Source organism: Cognatundibacterium griseum (genome assembly GCF_014284195.1).
GTDB lineage: Bacteria > Pseudomonadota > Gammaproteobacteria > Burkholderiales > Burkholderiaceae_D > Undibacterium > Undibacterium griseum.
Map to the genome: position 1 here is coordinate 415,079 of NZ_JACOGC010000002.1, position 19,381 is coordinate 434,459.

Sequence of the window (19,381 nt, forward strand, 5' to 3'; positions counted from 1 at the left end):
TTTCACTGACCTATTTTCACTATGAAACGTGCCAAAAAACATTTCAAGCAACAATTGCTGTTGTTATTTGCATTGTTTCAGGTATTGATCTGGGGAGTGGCATATTACGAGTTAAACCGCAGTTATCAGTCGGTATTCAATGAGGCAGGTATCCGCACCAGAGAAGAAGCGCAGATGTTTGCGGAATATTCTTCGGCGAATATCAAGCGTATCAATGAGGTATTGCTGGATTTGCGGCGGCAATGGCACGGTGACTGGAAGGAGTTTTCTGAGCTGGTGAAATACCGGCAGGAGATTATTGATGATATTTCATTTCAGGTTGCCGTCATTGATAAGAATGGCATCCTGCAGTTTTCTAATCTGTCCAGGCCAAATGACAGAACGGATCTGAGTGACCGGGAACATTTCAATGTGCACAAGCAGTCGCCTGGCAGTGACAGACTTTTTATCAGCAAACCTTTGTTGGGAAAAGTTTCCAAGAAATGGTCGATTCAGTTCACCCGGCCCATTTTAAACAAGGGGGAGTTTGATGGGGTACTGGTGATCTCTGTTAGTCCGGATATGTTCACCAGTTTTGCGAAAAAAATCAACACGAACGGCCTGATTACAGTCACCCGGGATAATGGCACCGTTGTAGCCAGATTTCCTGCGACAAATTTTGAGAAAAATAATGCTGTCGACGTCAGTCCGTTTCTAGGAGAGGGCAAGCCTCTTTCTGGAAATTATCAGCGATTCTCACACATTGACGGCGTTGAACGATTGCTTGGGTATCAGCGTCTGCCGGAATATGAAATGATCTTTTTCAATGGTGAGACATTGGACAATATTCTGTCTCCGTACCGGCAAAATAAAAAAAACATCCTTATTTTTTCCATTTTGCTGACAGCGGTCAGTATCTTTCTGTTTCTGACATTACTTCGCACATTCCTTGCGAAACATCAGATGCAGGAACGCTTAATTGAGCGTGATGAAATTCTCCGGCAGTCTCAAGAGGCGGGGAGGATTGGTGGTTTTGTGTTTGACTTTGAGACTGGCAGTTTTAATAACTCCACCAATATCAACAGCATTTTTGGCATACCGCCGGAATATAAGCAGGATTATGAGAACTGGCTGTCGCTGGTTCATCCTGCTGATCAGCTGAGAGAGTTCGAAGAAATGCGTGAAGTTGTGCAACATGGTTCGACTTTCAGGTCCGAGTACCGGATTATCCGCCCTGTTGATGGCAAAGTGTGCTGGGTGAATGCGATTGGCAAGATAGAGCGCTCGCAGGACGGCAGGGCAAGACGCATGATCGGTATCGTTCAGGATATCAGCGACAGGAAAAACTACGAGGCAGAGCTGACCAAGGCAAAGGAAGAAGCGGAAGCTGCCAGTGTGGCAAAGAGCCTGTTCCTTGCCTCGATGTCCCATGAAATCAGGACGCCGATGAATGGTGTGATCGGCATGACCGACCTGGTGCTCGATACCGAGCTGACACCGGAACAGCGCGACTATATTCATACGATCAAAGTATCGGCCGATTCGTTGCTGATCATCATTAATGACATTCTGGATTCATCCAAAATTGAAGCCGGAAAAATGGATCTTGAAAACCTCAGCTTTGATTTATCACTGGCGTTGAACGAAGTGATCAAACCGTTTGGTGTGCAGGCAGAGAAAAAAGGATTAGAGCTGATCATGGATACCTGGGCTGACAGGTATCGTTTTGTGATCGGTGATGCTGGCCGGCTGAAACAGATTTTGCTGAACATTATTGGTAATGCGATCAAGTTTACCGAGCATGGTGAAATCCGGATCCATTTACATTGCGAGCCGGCACCGGATCAGAAAGTCCGTTTGCTGTTCCGGATCACCGATACTGGAATTGGTATTCCTGAAGAAAAAATGCACAGTATTTTCGGTCTGTTTTCGCAGGCAGATAATTCGATTACCCGGAAATTCGGCGGCACCGGGCTCGGTTTGTCTATCTCTTCACGCTTGGTAGAGTTAATGGGAGGGCGCCTGCTTGTCGAGAGCAGTGTTGGTGTTGGCAGCACTTTTTCGTTTGACCTGTTATTGCAGCAAAGTGCGGATAACAGGATGCCGCTGGCAGATCAGGCCTTACCGGCAGTCCGTGTCCTGATTGCGGATGACAATGCGTCCCAGCGTCAGGTGCTGGCGCTGGCTATGCAGAAATGGCAATTACCTTACCTGGAAACCGGGAGCAGCAATGAGATGCTGACGGTCTTAAAGCAATCAAGTGAGAGCGGAGAACCGATTGACCTGATCCTGCTGGATGCGCATATGGCCGATATCAGCGGTTTTCAGCTGATCGAATCACTGCGGGCAGAAGGAACTGTATTGCCAAAACTGATTTTGATGATCTCCGGTAGTGCGATGGATGATATTGAAACCTGTCGCCGGATGAACTTGTCACATCTGAGCAAACCTTTCTCCATGGTGGAATTGAAACGAGCCATGCAAAACGCACTGGAGGTAAAACGGGTAGCGGCAGAAAATGGGAATGCAGATGAGGGCACTGCGCAAAAGGCGGGCACCGCTGCGCAGCACGGCCTCGAGATATTGCTGGTTGAGGATAATAAAATCAATCAGCGGATTGCCATCATGATTCTGGAAAAAGCCGGACACCGGGTGCAGGTTTGTGAAAATGGCGCACTGGCGCTGGAAACCCTTGAGGCGCAGACATTTGACCTGATCCTGATGGATATGCAAATGCCAGTGATGGGCGGAGTGGAGGCGACAATCAATATCCGGCACCGCGAAGAGCAGACCGGCCTGCATATTCCGATCATCGCCATGACAGCGAATGCCATGGATGATGACCGCGAACTCTGTCTCAGCTCCGGTATGGATGGCTATGTCTCTAAGCCGGTCAAATCCGCAGTTCTGCTGCATACTATTGCCGAAGTTATGCAGATGAAAAGTGTCTGACTGTCGCCTGATGCTGAGCTGGCTTTATCAGGCTAAGCCTGCGACCGTGGCGAGGGGGCGGATTCAGGGGCACTGACGGAGACTCCTACGGATACGGTTTGCGCGCTGCACTGCGCATGAGGTTCTATCTTGTAGCCCACCCTTATTCAAAAACTGCCTGACCGGACTAGTTCTTTCAGCCAGATTCCCCATCCTTTTGCCGTTCCCTTGACGTCCGTCAGGAGAATTTTTAAATAACCCCACACTCCTTAAGCTGATATCACTGATAAAAGCAAAGGGAGTTTGTCATGGCAGGCGAAGGCAGGGCTTATTCCGTACTGGGTTCCAGTACGCTGGCATTTACCGTGTGTTTCACGATCTGGATGATGTTTGGTGTGATCGGTATTCCGATTAAAAATAACCTGCATCTGAACGAAACCGAATTTGGTCTGCTGACGGCCATGCCCGTGCTGACCGGTTCGCTGATCCGCGTTCCGCTGGGCATCTGGACTGACCGTTTTGGCGGTCGCATCGTGCTGTTCCTGTTGATGTTGTCCACCGTGATTCCTATTTACCTGATCAGCTACGCGACGGTTTACTGGCATTTTCTGGTGCTGGGACTGTTTGTTGGTCTGGCTGGCGGCTCTTTTTCGGTTGGCACACCTTATGTCGCCCGTTGGTTCAAAAAAGAACGGCAGGGACTGGCAATGGGAATTTTTGGGGCAGGAAACTCCGGTGCTGCAGTGAATAAATTTATTGCTCCGGCATTGATTGCAGCCGCAGGATGGACATTCGTACCCAAAGTCTATGCGGGCATGATGCTGGCTGCAGCATTGATTTTCTGGGTATTTTCTGCAACCGACCCTGCCCATAACGTTAAATCTAATGTCAGCTTTCTGGCACAGCTCAAGATGCTGAAAGAGCCTAAGGTCTGGCGCTATTGCCAGTACTACTCCGTGGTGTTTGGCGGTTATGTCGGCCTGAGCTTGTGGATGGTCAAATACTATGTGTCGGAATATGGTTTCGATATCAAGACTGCAGCTTTGCTGGCTGCCTGTTTTTCGCTGCCAGGCGGTGTACTGCGCGCATTCGGTGGCTGGTTGTCGGATAAATACGGCGCCTACAAAGTCACCTGGTGGGTGATGTGGGTATGCTGGGTAGCTTTTTTCCTGTTGTCCTATCCGCAAACAGAATTCACGATTAAGACAGTTTCCGGTTTGCAGACATTTCATATCGGCCTCACCCCGACCGCATTCACACTGATTCTGTTCGTCGTCGGTATTTCCATGGCTGTCGGCAAGGCATCGGTCTTTAAATTTATCTCTGATGATTACTCAAGCAATATCGGCGCGGTATCCGGCATCGTCGGCCTGGCGGGTGGATTGGGGGGATTTGTGTTGCCGATTTTATTTGGTGCTGTGGTGGATGTGACGGGTGTTCGCAGTTCCTGTTTCATGTTGCTGTACGGCACCGTGTGCGTGTCGCTGGTCTGGATGCATTTCCAGTTCCGCAGAGAGAGCATGCTGGCCGCGCAGGCTGCGTTGCCCGCTTCGGCATGAGTTGCCATACAGGGTACGGAATCAGATTGAATTCATAACGGAAAAACGGGAGTAAGTGATGAGTTACGTATTAAGCCGGTGGGAGCCGGAAAACACTGAGTTCTGGGCTAAAGAGGGGAGTGGCATCGCCAATCGTAATCTGTGGATTTCGATTCCTTGTCTCATGCTGGCGTTCTCGGTCTGGATGTTATGGAGTGTCGTGGCGGCCAATCTGGATAAGGCAGGTTTTCAGTTCACCAAGGATCAGCTGTTTTTTCTGACGGCGTTGCCAGCCTTGTCCGGCGCCACATTACGGATTTTTTATTCCTTTCTGGTACCGGTTTTCGGCGGCCGGAAATGGACGGCCATTTCCACGGCAACCTTGCTGATCCCGGCCATTGGGATGGGATTTGCGCTGAAAGATCCGGCCACCAGCTATTCGACCTTACTGGTGCTGGCATTGCTGTGTGGTTTCGGTGGTGGTAATTTCAGTTCCAGTATGGCGAATATCAGTTTCTTTTTTCCAAAGGCCCGTAAAGGTTACGCGACCGGTATGAATGCAGGCATTGGCAATCTCGGTGTTTCGGTCGTGCAGTTTCTGACACCGCTGGTGATTTCTTCTGCGATGTTCGGCGCAGCAGTTTCGGGCGACGGCTTTCTGTTTCATAACGCCAAAACCGGCGCAGATAAAATGTTCTGGCTGGCAAATGCCGGATTCATCTGGGTTCCGTTTATTACCGTGGCCACACTGGCGGCCTGGTTCGGCATGAATGACATCGCCTCGGCAAAAGCGTCTTTTGCTGATCAGGCGGTGATTTTCAAACGTAAGCACAACTGGCTGATGTGCTGGTTATATATTGGTACCTTCGGTTCATTTATCGGTTTTTCGGCTGGCTTTGCCATGCTGATCAAAGCACAGTTTCCTGAGATCGATGTCGCCAAATTTGCGTTTCTCGGCCCGTTGGCCGGTGCGCTGGCACGGCCCGTCGGCGGTATGATTTCCGACAAGATCGGTGGCGCACGGCTGACATTCTGGGTTTTTGTGGCAATGGCTGCGACGATTGTGCTGGGCATTCTGCCTGCTTTGCATGCGCATCAGTTCATGGTGTTCCTGGCTTCGTTTATCGGCATGTTCATTCTGACCGGTCTTGGCAACGGCTCTACTTTCTGCATGATTCCGCTGATTTTTCAGATGGAAAGGGAGCGTGCTGTGAATGGCAAGGGGGAAGCCGCATTGAAGCAGGCACGTCTGGATGCAGCCAAAGAGTCTGCTGCCGTGCTGGGTTTTTCCGGCGCGATTGGTGCATATGGTGGATTTTTTATTCCCCAGAGTTTTGGTACCTCAATCAAAATGACTGGCGCACCGGATATGGCGCTGTACACTTTCGTCGCTTTTTATGTCAGCTGCATGGTGATTACCTGGTGGTATTACTCCCGCAAAGGTGCGGAAATGCCTTGCTAGGCGGATTCTGTTGTGAACAAAAAACCTCCGCAATGATCGCGGAGGTTTTTTTTTTGCAGACAGCAACTCATCTGCGTTGTATCGCATCCTGCGGTAAACACCTAGTTCAAAAGGACTAGCCAGGCTAGTGCCAATGCAGATGCGGATACACCGCACTGAAGAATGTCAGAAGCAGCGCTGAATTCATACACTCTACCTGTAGAGAAATCGATGATGCGGACAATTTGTCCGCCTGATATGGAGTGTACGATGAGTCATTTTCTGGATAGATTGAAGTTCATGTCGAAGGTGAAATCCACCTATGCCAATGGACATGGCGCGGTCGTTGATGAAGACCGCAAATGGGAGAACGCCTACCGCAGCCGCTGGCAGCATGACAAAATTGTCCGCTCCACCCACGGCGTGAACTGCACCGGTTCCTGTTCCTGGAAGGTCTATGTCAAAAACGGCCTGATCACCTGGGAAACCCAGCAGACCGATTACCCGCGCACCCGTCCCGACCTGCCGAATCACGAGCCACGAGGCTGTCCGCGCGGTGCGTCTTACAGCTGGTATGTGTATTCGGCTCAGCGCGTCAAATATCCGATGATCCGTGGCCGTCTGATGGAAATGTGGCAGGAAGCGCGCAAAACCATGGGGCCTGTTGAAGCCTGGGAATCCATCAGTCAGAATCCGGAAAAAGCCAAACGTTACAAATCGGTGCGTGGCCTCGGTGGCTTTGTGCGCGCCGACTGGGATACGGCACAGGAAATCATCGCGGCAGCAAATGCGTTCACGATCAAGAAATTCGGCCCTGACCGTGTGGTCGGCTTCTCGCCGATTCCGGCCATGTCCATGGTGTCGTATGCTGCCGGCGCCCGTTACCTGAGTCTGATCGGCGGTGCTTGCCTGTCTTTTTATGACTGGTATTGCGACTTGCCACCAGCCAGCCCGCAAATCTGGGGTGAGCAGACAGACGTACCGGAATCTGCTGACTGGTACAACTCCACTTACCTGATGGTCTGGGGCTCCAATGTGCCGCAAACCCGCACGCCGGATGCGCATTTCTACACGGAAGTCCGCTACAAAGGTACCAAGACCGTAGCGGTTTCTTCTGATTTCGGCGAAATGGTGAAGTTTGGCGATATCTGGATGGCGCCAAAACAGGGAACAGATGCTGCGCTGGCGATGGCAATGGGGCACGTGATCCTGAAAGAATTTCATCTGAACGGAAAATCGGATTATTTCCGCCGCTATGTCAAACAATATACTGACATGCCAATGCTGGTGCGGCTGGTGGAGCGCAACGGCGCTTATGTGCCGGATCAGATGCTGCGTGCTTCGCAATTGCCCGGCAATCTGAATGAAGCGAATAATCCGGACTGGAAAACACTGGCGATCGATGAAACCACAGGCGATATCGTGGCACCGAATGGCTCGGTTGGCTTCCGCTGGGGAGAAAATACATTCAACGATGGCGAGAAAGTCGGACGCTGGAATCTGGAGCCGAAAGACGGTGGATCTGGCCGCGCTATCGATCCGCAACTGAGCCTGATCGCAGGCCATGATGAAGTTGTCGCTGTAGGTTTTAACTATTTTGGCGGTAACGATGCCAACGATCTGGTGTTGCGGAATGTGCCGGCGAAAAAGATTGCGCTCGCCGATGGCAGCATCGCTCTGGTGGCAACGGTTTATGACCTGTCGATGGCGAATTACGGTGTCGATCAGGGGCTGGGCGGTGCAGTGGCGCATTCGTATGACGATGATATCCCTTACACCCCGGCCTGGCAGGAAAAGCATACCGGTGTCAAACGTGATCTGGTGATTCAGGTGGCGCGTGAGTTTGCCCAGAATGCCCATGATACGCAAGGCAAGAGCATGGTGATTGTCGGTGCGGCGCTGAATCACTGGTACCACAACGATATGATTTATCGCGGCATCATCAATATGCTGATGATGTGCGGCTGTATCGGCCAGTCTGGCGGCGGCTGGGCGCATTATGTGGGGCAGGAAAAACTGCGTCCTCAATTCGGCTGGGCACCACTGGCGTTTGCCAGTGACTGGACCCGTCCGCCACGCCAGATGAACGGCACCAGTTTCTTCTATGCGCACACCAGCCAGTGGCGCCATGAAAAACTGCATATCGATGAAATTCTGGCGCCGACTGCGGATAAATCCAAGATCAGTCACATGAGTATGATTGATATGAATGCCAAGTCTGAACGTCTGGGCTGGCTGCCATCCGTGCCGCAGCTGGAAACGAATCCGCTGGATGTCTGCGATGCGGCAGCGGCAGCAGGAATGGAGCCGCAGGAATATCTGAAAAACAGCCTGAAATCCGGCACGGTGAATATGAGCTGCGATGACCCGGATAATCCGAAAAACTTCCCGCGCAATATGTTTGTCTGGCGCTCCAATATTCTGGGCAGCTCCGGCAAAGGCCATGAATATTTCCTGAAATATCTGCTCGGTACACAAAATGCGCTGTTTGATGATCCTGACGAAGCGGTCAAACCTTCCGAAGTGAAATTCCGTGCAGAAGCCGCCGAAGGCAAGCTCGACCTGCTGACTGTGCTGGACTTCCGCATGAGCACCACTTGCCTGTATGGCGACATCGTGCTGCCGACAGCGACCTGGTATGAAAAAGATGATCTGAACACCTCGGATATGCATCCTTTCATTCATCCATTGAGTGAAGCCGTACAACCTTTGTGGGAGAGCAAGACCGACTGGGAAATCTATAAGGGTATCGCCAAAAAATTTACCGAAATCGGTGGCGATTATCTGGGCACACGCAAAGACATCGTGCTGCAGCCGCTGATGCACGACACGCCGGGCGAGCTCGGTCAGGCATTTGAGCCTAAGGACTGGAAAAAAGGCGAATGCGATCTGATTCCCGGAAAAACTGCGCCAAGCTTCATTGTGGTTGAACGCAATTACAAAGAGATTTATAAGAAATTTACCTCTATCGGACCTTTGCTCGACAAGCTGGGCAACGGTGGTAAAGGGATTAACTGGAATACCGAACATGAAGTGCATGAAATCGGCGGCATTACCAAGGTCGTGACCGAAGAGGGCGTCAGCAAAGGACGGCCACGTCTGGAAACCGCGATCGATGCAGCTGAAATGATCCTGACCTTCGCACCGGAAACCAATGGTCATGTGTCCGTCAAGGCCTGGGAGGCACTGAGCAAAATCACCGGCCGTGACCACACCCATCTGGCCGTTGGCCGTGAACATGACAAGATTCGTTTCCGCGACGTGCAGGCACAGCCGCGCAAGATCATTTCGGCACCGACCTGGTCTGGTCTGGAATCAGAAGAAGTCAGCTACAACGCCGGTTATACCAATGTGCATGAACTGATTCCATGGCGCACGCTGACCGGTCGCCAGCAGTTCTATCAGGATCACCGCTGGATGCTGGACTTTGGCGAAGGTTTCTGCGTCTATAAACCGGCGATCGATACCAAAACCGTGGCGCCCATGCTGAACAAACATCCGAACGGTGAAAAAGAGATCGTGCTGAACTGGATTACACCGCATCAGAAATGGGGCATCCACTCCACCTATTCGGACAACCTGCGCATGTTGACGTTGTCCCGTGGTGGCCCGCATGTCTGGGTTTCCGAAGTTGAGGCCAAAGAGGCCGGGCTGGTGGACAACGACTGGGTGGAAGTGTTTAACAGCAACGGCACGCTGACTGCCCGTGTGGTGGTCAGCCAGCGCGTGCCCAAAGGCATGTGCCTGATGTACCACGCCCAGGAAAAAATCGTGAATACACCGGGCGCCGAATTATCCGGCAAACGCGGTGGCATCCATAACTCCGTGACCCGTGCAGTGCTGAAGCCAACCCATATGATCGGTGGCTATGCCCAGCTGGCGTATGGCTTTAACTATTACGGTACGGTCGGTAGTAACCGCGATGAGTTCGTGGTTCTGCGCAAGATGAAGAAAGTCGACTGGCTGGAAGGCAAATTAGAAGAATCCGAAGGAGCTGCATCATGAGAATTCGCGCACAAGTAGGCATGGTGCTGAATCTGGATAAATGTATTGGCTGCCATACCTGTTCCGTGACCTGTAAAAACGTCTGGACCAGCCGTGACGGCGTGGAATATGCGTGGTTCAACAACGTCGAAACCAAGCCCGGTATCGGTTATCCGAAAGAATGGGAAAACCAGAATAAATGGAAAGGCGGCTGGCAGCGCAATGCAGCAGGCAAGCTGGAACCAAAGCAGGGCGGGAAGCTGAAGATTCTGGCCAATATTTTTGCGAACCCGAATCTGCCGTCGATTGATGATTATTACGAGCCATTCACCTACGATTACGAACATCTGCAGAATGCACCGCTGTCACAAACTCCGCCGACAGCCCGCCCTGTTTCTGTGATTACCGGTAAAAAGATGGACAAGATCGTCTGGGGGCCAAACTGGGAAGACGATCTGGGCGGCGAGTTCAGCGCCCGCAGCAAAGACGCGCTGTTTGAAGGCATACAGAAAGAGATGTACAGCACTTTCGAGTCGACATTCATGATGTATCTGCCGCGCTTGTGCGAACACTGCTTAAATCCGGCTTGCGTGGCTTCCTGCCCGTCCGGCTCGATTTACAAGCGTGAAGACGACGGTATTGTGCTGGTCGATCAGGATAAGTGCCGTGGTTGGCGCATGTGTATTTCCGGTTGTCCGTACAAGAAAATTTATTACAACTGGAGTTCCGGCAAGGCAGAAAAATGCACTTTCTGTTATCCGCGTATCGAAGCAGGGCAACCGACCGTTTGTTCGGAAACCTGTGTCGGCCGTATCCGTTATCTCGGCGTGTTGCTGTATGACGCCGATAAAATCGAGGCCGCTGCATCGGTGGAAAATGAGCAGGATTTATATGAGGCGCAGTTAGGCTGTTTCCTCAATCCGCATGATCCTGCAGTGATTGCGGAAGCGCGCAAGCACGGCATTCCTGACAGCTGGATTGAGTCGGCGCAGAAATCGCCGGTCTACAAAATGGCGATGGAATGGAAAGTCGCCTTCCCGCTGCACCCTGAATACCGTACGCTGCCGATGGTCTGGTATATCCCGCCGCTGTCGCCGATTCAGAAAGTGGCAGAAGCGGGACACATGGGCATGAACGGCATTATTCCTGATGTGAAATCCCTGCGCATCCCGGTGCGCTATCTGGCGAATCTGCTGACTGCCGGTAAAGAGGAGCCCGTGTTGCGGGCATTGGATCGCATGCTGGCGATGCGTGCTTACAAGCGGGCCGAGGTGGTGCATGGTGAAAAAGACAGCGCCGTACTGCAGCAGGTTGGACTGACTGAGGCGCAGGTGGAAGATATGTATCAGATCATGGCGATCGCGAATTATGAAGACCGCTTTGTGATTCCATCCTCACACAAGGAAATGGTCGAAGACAGTTTCAATGAGAAAGGCAGTTGCGGATTTACCTTTGGCAATGGCTGTTCCGGTGGTACTTCGGATGGTTCATTGTTTGGCAAAAAACCACAGGGCAGTGTGATTTTCGTCGAAATGCCGAAATCGCGAAGAAAAATGTCCACTGTGGATTAAGTATTCCGGGCGGTATGGTATGCACCATGCCGCCGGTATTCAATAAGGAAATCGTATGCAAATTTACCGCATTTTATCGGCGCTGCTGAGTTACCCGCAGGCTGATCTGATTGCCGCCTTGCCGGAGATTGAGCAGGCATTGGCGGATGACCCCGACTCTCTGGAAAACCTGCAGACCCTGACCGGTTATCTGAAACAGCATGACTTGATCAGCCTGCAGGAAAACTACGTGGGAACCTTTGACCGCACGCCGTCTGTGGCGCTGCATTTGTTTGAGCATATTCATGGCGAAAGCCGTGACCGCGGTCAGGCGATGGTGGATCTGATCGAAGAGTACCGCCGTTATGGCTTTGAGCCGGAAGCCAGCGAGTTACCGGATTACGTGCCTTTATTTCTGGAGTTTTTAAGCCTGGTCGATGAGGAGACTGCAGAAAAGCTGCTGGGCGAAGCGATTCATGTTCTGGCTGCCATCGGCATTCGCCTGCAACGCAAGGAGAGCCCTTATGCCAATGCTTTCCTGATGCTGACCGGTTTTACCGATGTCGTGCCGCAGGAACAGGGTGAGCCGCCAGTAAGGGATATGGACGATGCCATGGAAACCTTCGGCCCCGGCGCCGATGGCGTTGAACCTTTGCTCAAGCCCAATCTGTCTGCAACCCAGACTTTACATTTTTATCCTAAGCAGTCTCAGGCTGGCGCCGCACAGGGTGCTGCGGGGCGTTGTTCATAAGGGAGATCATCATGACTTATCTGCATCAATTCATTTACGGAATTTATCCGTATATCGCACTGGCGATTTTCCTGTTTGGCAGCCTGGCACGTTTTGAGCGTGAGCAGTACACCTGGAAAAGCGATTCCTCCCAGATGCTGCACCGGGGGAATCTGCGTACCGGAAATATCCTGTTCCATTTAGGAATTCTCGGACTGTTTTTCGGGCATCTGGTCGGATTACTGACCCCTGTCATCGTATGGGACACCATCGGTATTACACACAGCGTCAAGCAAATGATTGCGATGGTGGCCGGTGGCATATTTGGCACGCTGTGCATGCTGGGGCTGCTGATCCTGTTGCACCGCCGTCTGACGGATCCGCGCATTTCTGCGGTCACCAAAACCGGTGACAAGGTGTTGTTGCTGTGGATTTTTATCACGCTGGGTCTGGGCCTGTCGACCATTTTTGAATCTGCCAACCACAGCGATGGTCACATGATGGTGTTGTTGATGACATGGGCGCAGCATATCGTGACTTTCCGTGGCGATGCCGCAGAATTTATCGTGGCAGCTCCCTTGCTGTTCAAACTGCATCTGTTCATGGGTCTGAGCCTGTTTGTGATTTTCCCTTTCACCCGTCTGGTGCATGTCTGGAGCGGTTTCGCTTCAGTCACTTACATCAGCCGTGCGTGGCAGCTGGTTCGCCCACGCTGAAACGGACAGGAGAAAAATCATGCCAGTGATTGTGAATGGAGTTGAATTCACCGATGCCGATATGGAACGTGAATTGCCGGATCATCAGGAGGCGCCCGATCCCGTCAAAAGTGCAATGACTGCATTAGTGTTGCGCCGGGTGCTGCTGGATGAAGCAAAGCAGCTTGCTTTAACAGCGGAAGATGACGAAGCGCTGATTGATGCCTTGTTGCAGCAGGAAGTCAAGGTGCCGGTGCCGGGGCGGGAAGAATGCCTCCGCCAGTATCAGGCACATCCTGAGCGGTTTACCGTCGGCGAGCTGACGGAAGCAAGCCATATTTTGTTCCAGGTCACACCCGGTGTTGATCTGGACGGTCTGCGTCAGCACGCGTCCGGCATTCTGACGCATCTGCTGGAGCATCCCCAGGAGTTTGCAGAGATGGCAAAGGCGAATTCAAATTGCCCATCCAGTGAGGTCGGCGGCAGTCTGGGGCAGATCGGCAGAGGGCAGACGGTACCGGAATTCGAGCGCCCGCTGTTTGCTGCGACTGCGGGCAGCGTGATTCCACGACTGGTGGAAACCCGTTTCGGATTTCACATTATCCAGGTTGGGCGCAAGGCAGAAGGTCGCTTGTTACCATTTGATGAGATACAGCATGACATCGCTGACATGATGCAGAGTGCCAGCCGCGATCATGCCATACGCCAGTATCTGCAGTTGCTAGTCGGGCGTGCCAGCATTTCCGGGATTGATCTGCAAGGTGCAGACAGCCCATTGGTACAGTAAAGCGTATTTCGCAGCCGATGCCTGGATGGCAAAGGCGGCCGGCAGGCAGCATCAGCTTGTTTGCCGGATTTTTTAACAGAAAAAGATAGGTTAATTATGTCTCAGGCAGTGAAAGAACTGGTGCGTCAGCACCGTGAGTGTGATGATCAGCTGAATCGCGTGGAAGCAGCTCTGCAAAAAAATGACCTTGCTTCCGCCGGAAGAAATTTCCGTTTGTTCCATGAGGAACTGGAAGGTCATTTTACGCTGGAAGAAAAAAAGCTGTTTCCGGCATTTGAAGAGGCAACCGGCATGAACAGTGGTCCGACCGTGGTCATGCGCAATGAACATGCAGAAATCCGTTCGCTGAGCGATGAGGTGAATGCTGCTATCGAAGCCGGACAGACGGCGCAGGCGCTGGCTGCCATCGATACGCTGAATGTGCTGATTCAGCAGCATAATGTGAAGGAAGAAAATGTGCTGTACCCGATGTGCGGCAACAGTATCCAGAATCTCGAAGGCAAGCTCGGCATGGGCAGCGCCTGTTGCGGTGCCTGTTCCTGCGGTTGATGCTGATCTCAGCCTGATTTTTTGCGGAGCCCGTTTTGGCGGCAGCCCAAATCCTGAATTATGAGCTGGCGCCGTCGCCAGCCACTATCTTCGGCTGTTTGATGCCAGCGCCCTGGCTGGGTGCGCTGGCCGGAGTGCTGTTGGCCTGCGGACCGGCGGCAGGACTGCCGGATCGTTTTTCTCCCCTGACTCTGGCGGTAACGCATGTGCTGGTGCTGGGGATGCTGGCGCCGGTCATGATTGGCGCCCTGTTTCAGCTGATGCCGGTGGTGGCCGGGCAGACGGTCAGTGCCGCGCGTTTTATCTCTCCTTTTGTGGCGGCAGGTTCCGCGCTGATTGCTGCCGGTCTGGCAGCCGGATTTTTATCCGGTCATCCGCATGGCTTTGCACTGGCGGCAGGCGTCGCGATCCTGCTGTATGGCGCAATAGTGCTGGCGCTGGGACGCACTGCATGGAAAATCATTGCGCTGGATGCCACGACACGTACTTTGCGCTGGATTCCCCTGGCATTACTGGCAGTCATCGGTTTCGGTGTCACGATGGCAGGGAATTTCGCCGGCTGGTGGCAATCGGATATTGCTTACTGGCTTGATCTGCATGTGGCCTGGGGACTGGTCGGCTGGATTGCCGCGCTGGTGCTGGGAATTGCTTCAACGACGGTGCCGATGTTCTGGCAATCGCGCCGCCCCGGTGATCGCTGGCAGGCTGCGTTGCCTGTTGCTTTGTGGTTGCCGCTGCTGGCGGCATTCTGGCCGCAATGGCGTTCGCTGGCGATTGGCGGCGGTTGTCTGAGCATTGGGCTATTCGCTGCCGCCGCAGCGCATGCGGTCTGGCATGCCAGACGCCGTTTTGACCCTTCCTGGGCTTTGTGGCTGTGCAGCGCAGTGAGCTGGCTGGCCGCGGCGGTGCTGGTTGCGATAGCCGTGTTCGCACAGCAGGTTCCGGGGATGTTTCCGGCATGGCTGTTGTCTGGGATCCCCTGGTGGACTGGTGTGCTGGCACTGGTTGGCGGTGCGGTCATGCCGGTGAATGCAATGCTGGGGAAGATCATTCCTTTTTTGGTGTTTCTGCATTTGCGGCGCCAGCTCCCACCCCGGCAGCGGGTGCCTACCATGCAGGCAGTCTTGCCGCCTGCACGTCTGTTGTGGCAGGCGCGTCTGTTATTGCTGGCCTATGTCGCTCTGCTGTTGCTGCCGCTGGCGCCGCGAGAACTGGCGCTGGCGGCGGGAATATTGTTTGCGGCTTCTCAGGCCCTGATCGGGGTTTTGCTGCTGCAGACGTTGCTGCGTTACCGGCATGAATTACGCAGCCTGTTGTTTAACAAGACGGTTCTCCCCCAAAAGAACTAGCGGCGCATGGCTTGGCGGCGAATTGCCATCAGCAGCGCTGACCACCACAATGCAGTCATGGATACGACTGCACCTCACTCTCAGAATCATGTTTCCGCATTGACTGACCGCTTTGGCCGGCGCGTGAGCTATTTGCGGCTGTCGGTCACAGACCGGTGCGACCTGCGTTGCAGCTACTGCATGCCGAAAGGGTTTTCGGGATTTGAGGAGCCGGAAAACTGGCTCCGTTTCGATGAGATTGAACGTGTCGTAGCGGCATTTTCCCGTATGGGTGTCGCGCGGGTACGCCTGACCGGCGGTGAGCCTTTATTGCGCCGCAATCTGCCGCAACTGGTGTCCCGGCTGTCGCAGTTACCCGGCTTACAGGATATTTCTCTTTCCACCAATGCGACCCAGTTGCACAAGCATGCCCGCGCTTTGCGCGATGCCGGGGTGAGCCGCATCAACGTGAGTCTCGATAGTCTGGACAAAGCCTGTATGCAGCAGATTACCGGACGCGACAGTTTCGGCAGCATCATGGCGGGGCTGCAGGCAGGAAAACAGGCGGGCTTTATGCCGATCAAGCTGAACATGGTGGTGATGCGTGGCGTGAATGATCATGAAATCAGCCGCATGGCCCGGTTTTGCTTCGAGGAAGGGTTTATCCTGCGCCTGATTGAAACCATGCCGATGGGCGCGACCGGACGTGACAGTCAGTATCTGGATATCGGGCCGGTCCGTGAGCAACTGGTGCGTGAATTTGACCTGGTGCCGGCGGCAGCCGAACTCGGCGGCGGTCCGGCGCGTTACTGGAGCACCCGCGACGGACGTGGCACGATAGGCTTTATTTCCCCGATCAGCCAGCATTTCTGCGCTACCTGCAACCGCGTGCGCTTGTCGGTGGATGGCACTTTGTATATGTGTCTGGGACAGGATGAAAAGTTTGCATTACGCCCCTTGCTGCGCGCCGGAATCAGCGATGCCGGTCTGGATGCCGCAATCCGGAGTGCGATAGAATTGAAACCCGAACGGCATGAATTCACAGAACAGCCGCTGAAAATCGTTCGCTTCATGTCACAGACCGGCGGTTGATGGTATCGCCACGGAGAAGGTAATGGAAGTTAGAAACATTGATCAGTTTATTGAGGGATTTCAACGTTTTCAAAGTAAATATTTCGCCGGTGATGACCCATTGTTCGATAAACTGAACCACGGTCAGAACCCGACCACGCTGCTGATCGGTTGCTGCGATTCCCGGGTTGACCCGGCATTGCTGCTCGATTGTGATCCCGGCGATATTTTTGTAGTCCGCAATGTCGCTAATCTGGTGCCGCCCTGTAATGAATCCGAGTTTCAGCATGGTGTCAGCGCGGCGATTCAGTTTGCGGTTGAGGCGCTGAACGTCAAGCGGGTCATCGTCATGGGGCATGAAAAATGCGGCGGCATCCGCGCTCTGATGCAGGGTTACCAGCCGAGCCGCAAGATCGATTTCATTGCTGGCTGGATGCGGATTGTCGAGCCGGTCAAGCGCCAGGTGCTGCAACAGCTGGGGCAGTATCCGCAGGCAGAGCAGGTCAGGGCGTGCGAATTGGGCGCAATCATTATGTCGCTCAATAACCTGCGGACTTTTCCATGGATCTCTGAGCGTGAGGCGCGTGGCGAGCTGGCGTTGCATGGCTGGTATTTTGATATGACAAACGGTGCCTTACTGGCGTATTCTGAGCGTTCTGATAATTTTCTGCCGATGGTCTGCCCACTGGGAATTCCTCATGAAACCGCAGACAATGCAGTCGTTCAGCATGCTGCAGCCGCCGCACAAAACAGTCCGGCAGAATAATTTTCTGAAACGATGGCATCACAATTGATGAAACAATTTCACCCGTAACCTACTGTTGCCGATATGACCTCTGCGAACAGCCTGCCCATGGGCAAGCGGCTGACTTTCCGGATTCTCCTGACCACACTCATCGGTCTGGGGCTGACGCTGGCTGCGATCGGCTATACCTTGCTGCTTTCCTGGCAGCTGGAAGGTGGTGGTGCGGCGATTAACGAAGCAGGCAGCCTGCGGATGCGTTCTTACAAGCTCGCGGTCGAACTGGAGTATGCCGCCAGCAGTACTTCAGTCGAGCAGCAACTGAGCGAATTTAACCGCACACTGGCAGATCTGCAGGCCGGTGATGCCAAGCGGCCATTGTTCTTACCCGTTACGCCCAGCATCCGCGCACAGATGCGCAAAGTCCAGGATGCGTGGCAAAAGCGCGTACAGGGCAATGCGCGCCGGATATTGCAGATGACCTCGCCCGAGGAAAGGCAGGTTGCGATCCGCGTTTACCGCGAAGAGTTACCGGAGTTCGTCAGCCAGATCAATGTGCTGGTATCGCTGGTGGAGGTGGAACTGGCAGAAAAAACCACCTGGTTGCGCTTGTGCCAGACTGCGCTGATTTTTATGTCGCTGGCGGCCAGCGTTGCCTTACTATATTTATTGTATTTATGGATTGTCGGTCCGGTGACGCGGATGCAGGCAGGTATCGCACGGATGTCGAAAGACGACCTCAGCGTACGCTTGCCGATCGAAACCGAGGATGAGTTCGGCGTGCTGGCGCAGGCATTCAATCAGATGGCCGATCACGTGCAGTCAGTGCACCGTACGCTGGAAGTCCGGGTGCTGGAAAAAACTGCCAGATTGCAGGCGCAGAATCACGAAGTCAGCACGCTGTATGAAATTGCCGGTTTCCTGTCCGGGCCGCATGCGATTGAAGAGCTGTGCCGCGGTTTTTTACACCGCATCATGCAAAGAATCGGAGCCGATGGCGGCACCGTCCGTATTCTCGACAGCCATAGCGACAATCTGCATATTACTGTGCATGAGGGAATGTCGGAACACATGATTGAAGAAGAGCACTGCATCAAAAAAGATGAGTGCCTGTGCGGTGCTGCAACCCAGCAGGGCATCGTCATCGTGCGCGACTTCAGGCAGCTGAATCAGGAAAAACGCTACCGCTGCCAGGAAGAAGGTTTCGTCTCGCTGGCGGTATTTCAAATACTGGCACGGGATCAGGTGATTGGCAGTTTTTCGCTGCATTTTTCAGCAGAGCGTTCGATCTCTGGTGAAGAGCGCCGGTTGCTGGAAACGCTGGGGAAAAATCTGGGCGCCGCGATTGAAAATCAGCGTCTGATTGCCAAAGAAAAAGAGTTTGCCGTTTCTCAGGAACGTAACCTGCTGGCGCAGGGGTTGCATGACAGCATTGCGCAGGGGCTCAATTTCCTGAACCTGCAGGTACAGATGCTGGAAGATTCATTGCGGCGCAATGATATGGAAGAAATCAGCGATATTGCGCCTTTGCTGCGTGCCGGTGTGCAGGAAAGCTATGAAGATGTCAGGGAGTTGCTGCTGAATTTCCGCACCCGCCTGCAAGACAGTAATCTGGAGTCGGAAATGCGCAATGTGGTGGCCAAATTTCAGCGCCAGACTGGTGTCCACGGTGAAATTGCGTTTGAAGGAAATGGCGCGCCATTAGCGCCGGAGCAGCAGTTGCAGGTCTTGTTTATCCTGCAGGAAGCCTTATCGAATGTACGCAAACATGCGCAGGCGAGTGAAGTCCGTGTGCTGGTTCATAATGAGCGGGATTTTTCCATGACCGTGACAGATGACGGCACCGGCTTCAATCTGGAGCAGGTGCATGAAAAAGGCGAAGAGCATGTCGGCCTGCGGATTATGAAAGAAAGGGCTGAGCGACTGGCTGCCCGTTTCACTATTGAGAGCGCGCCAGGCGCGGGAACCAGCATTGCATTGCATTTGCTGCGCCAGGAACGGCTGGTTGCCTGACGGTGCTGGTCTGCCTGTGCTAAAGACAATCCGGCGATGACGG

General features: G+C 53.3%; 13 protein-coding genes. All 13 read left to right on the forward strand.

Annotated features, from left to right (window positions below):
* Positions 1-21 precede the first annotated feature (21 nt).
* The 13 genes from H8K27_RS06360 (at position 22) to H8K27_RS06420 (ending at position 19,338) form a co-directional block, all read left to right on the forward strand.
* Positions 22-2,931, forward strand: coding sequence for a response regulator (locus tag H8K27_RS06360; RefSeq protein WP_186862334.1), 2,910 nt, complete (start codon positions 22-24; stop codon positions 2,929-2,931).
* Between the two features lie 287 nt (positions 2,932-3,218).
* Positions 3,219-4,469, forward strand: a complete 1,251-nt coding sequence (locus tag H8K27_RS06365) for an MFS transporter (protein ID WP_186862335.1) — start codon at positions 3,219-3,221, stop codon at positions 4,467-4,469.
* Between the two features lie 55 nt (positions 4,470-4,524).
* On the forward strand, positions 4,525-5,910 hold the full coding sequence (locus tag H8K27_RS06370; RefSeq protein WP_329604349.1) for a NarK family nitrate/nitrite MFS transporter: 1,386 nt from the start codon (positions 4,525-4,527) through the stop codon (positions 5,908-5,910).
* A 249-nt stretch (positions 5,911-6,159) separates the two neighbouring features.
* Complete coding sequence (locus H8K27_RS06375; protein ID WP_186862337.1) at positions 6,160-9,894, forward strand: nitrate reductase subunit alpha; 3,735 nt, start codon at positions 6,160-6,162, stop codon at positions 9,892-9,894.
* Positions 9,891-11,444 (forward strand): nitrate reductase subunit beta, encoded by a 1,554-nt coding sequence (gene narH / locus H8K27_RS06380; protein ID WP_186862338.1) that lies wholly within the window; start codon positions 9,891-9,893, stop codon positions 11,442-11,444. Before H8K27_RS06375 ends, narH begins: the two co-directional genes overlap by 4 nt.
* Before the next feature lie 55 nt (positions 11,445-11,499).
* Positions 11,500-12,174: a nitrate reductase molybdenum cofactor assembly chaperone gene (narJ, locus tag H8K27_RS06385; protein ID WP_186862339.1), complete on the forward strand. Its 675-nt coding sequence runs from the start codon at positions 11,500-11,502 to the stop codon at positions 12,172-12,174.
* Between the two features lie 11 nt (positions 12,175-12,185).
* Positions 12,186-12,869, forward strand: coding sequence for a respiratory nitrate reductase subunit gamma (narI, locus tag H8K27_RS06390; protein ID WP_186862340.1), 684 nt, complete (start codon positions 12,186-12,188; stop codon positions 12,867-12,869).
* A gap of 19 nt (positions 12,870-12,888) precedes the next feature.
* A complete protein-coding gene (locus H8K27_RS06395; protein ID WP_186862341.1) occupies positions 12,889-13,635 on the forward strand; it encodes a peptidylprolyl isomerase in 747 nt (248 codons plus the stop codon).
* Positions 13,636-13,731: 96 nt separating this feature from the next.
* On the forward strand, positions 13,732-14,184 hold the full coding sequence (locus tag H8K27_RS06400) for a hemerythrin domain-containing protein (RefSeq protein WP_186862342.1): 453 nt from the start codon (positions 13,732-13,734) through the stop codon (positions 14,182-14,184).
* Between the two features lie 35 nt (positions 14,185-14,219).
* Positions 14,220-15,533: a hypothetical protein gene (locus H8K27_RS06405; RefSeq protein ID WP_230418976.1), complete on the forward strand. Its 1,314-nt coding sequence runs from the start codon at positions 14,220-14,222 to the stop codon at positions 15,531-15,533.
* A gap of 57 nt (positions 15,534-15,590) precedes the next feature.
* Positions 15,591-16,604, forward strand: a complete 1,014-nt coding sequence (gene moaA, locus H8K27_RS06410; protein ID WP_186862699.1) for a GTP 3',8-cyclase MoaA — start codon at positions 15,591-15,593, stop codon at positions 16,602-16,604.
* 22 nt (positions 16,605-16,626) lie between these two features.
* The gene (locus H8K27_RS06415) at positions 16,627-17,349 is read left to right on the forward strand and encodes a carbonic anhydrase (protein WP_186862343.1); all 723 of its coding nucleotides are present in this window, start codon (positions 16,627-16,629) and stop codon (positions 17,347-17,349) included.
* 63 nt (positions 17,350-17,412) lie between these two features.
* Complete coding sequence (locus H8K27_RS06420; RefSeq protein WP_186862344.1) at positions 17,413-19,338, forward strand: type IV pili methyl-accepting chemotaxis transducer N-terminal domain-containing protein; 1,926 nt, start codon at positions 17,413-17,415, stop codon at positions 19,336-19,338.
* Positions 19,339-19,381 lie beyond the last annotated feature (43 nt).

Excerpts from the sequence above, each read along its gene's own strand:
- H8K27_RS06375 (WP_186862337.1), top strand. The coding sequence starts at position 6,160 with ATGAGTCATTTTCTGGATAGATTGAAGTTCATGTCGAAGGTGAAATCC.
- narI (WP_186862340.1), top strand. The coding sequence starts at position 12,186 with ATGACTTATCTGCATCAATTCATTTACGGAATTTATCCGTATATCGCA.
- H8K27_RS06360 (WP_186862334.1), top strand. The coding sequence starts at position 22 with ATGAAACGTGCCAAAAAACATTTCAAGCAACAATTGCTGTTGTTATTT.
- H8K27_RS06415 (WP_186862343.1), top strand. The coding sequence starts at position 16,627 with ATGGAAGTTAGAAACATTGATCAGTTTATTGAGGGATTTCAACGTTTT.
- H8K27_RS06365 (WP_186862335.1), top strand. The coding sequence starts at position 3,219 with ATGGCAGGCGAAGGCAGGGCTTATTCCGTACTGGGTTCCAGTACGCTG.
- moaA (WP_186862699.1), top strand. The coding sequence starts at position 15,591 with ATGGATACGACTGCACCTCACTCTCAGAATCATGTTTCCGCATTGACT.
- narJ (WP_186862339.1), top strand. The coding sequence starts at position 11,500 with ATGCAAATTTACCGCATTTTATCGGCGCTGCTGAGTTACCCGCAGGCT.
- H8K27_RS06420 (WP_186862344.1), top strand. The coding sequence starts at position 17,413 with ATGACCTCTGCGAACAGCCTGCCCATGGGCAAGCGGCTGACTTTCCGG.
- narH (WP_186862338.1), top strand. The coding sequence starts at position 9,891 with ATGAGAATTCGCGCACAAGTAGGCATGGTGCTGAATCTGGATAAATGT.
- H8K27_RS06395 (WP_186862341.1), top strand. The coding sequence starts at position 12,889 with ATGCCAGTGATTGTGAATGGAGTTGAATTCACCGATGCCGATATGGAA.
- H8K27_RS06400 (WP_186862342.1), top strand. The coding sequence starts at position 13,732 with ATGTCTCAGGCAGTGAAAGAACTGGTGCGTCAGCACCGTGAGTGTGAT.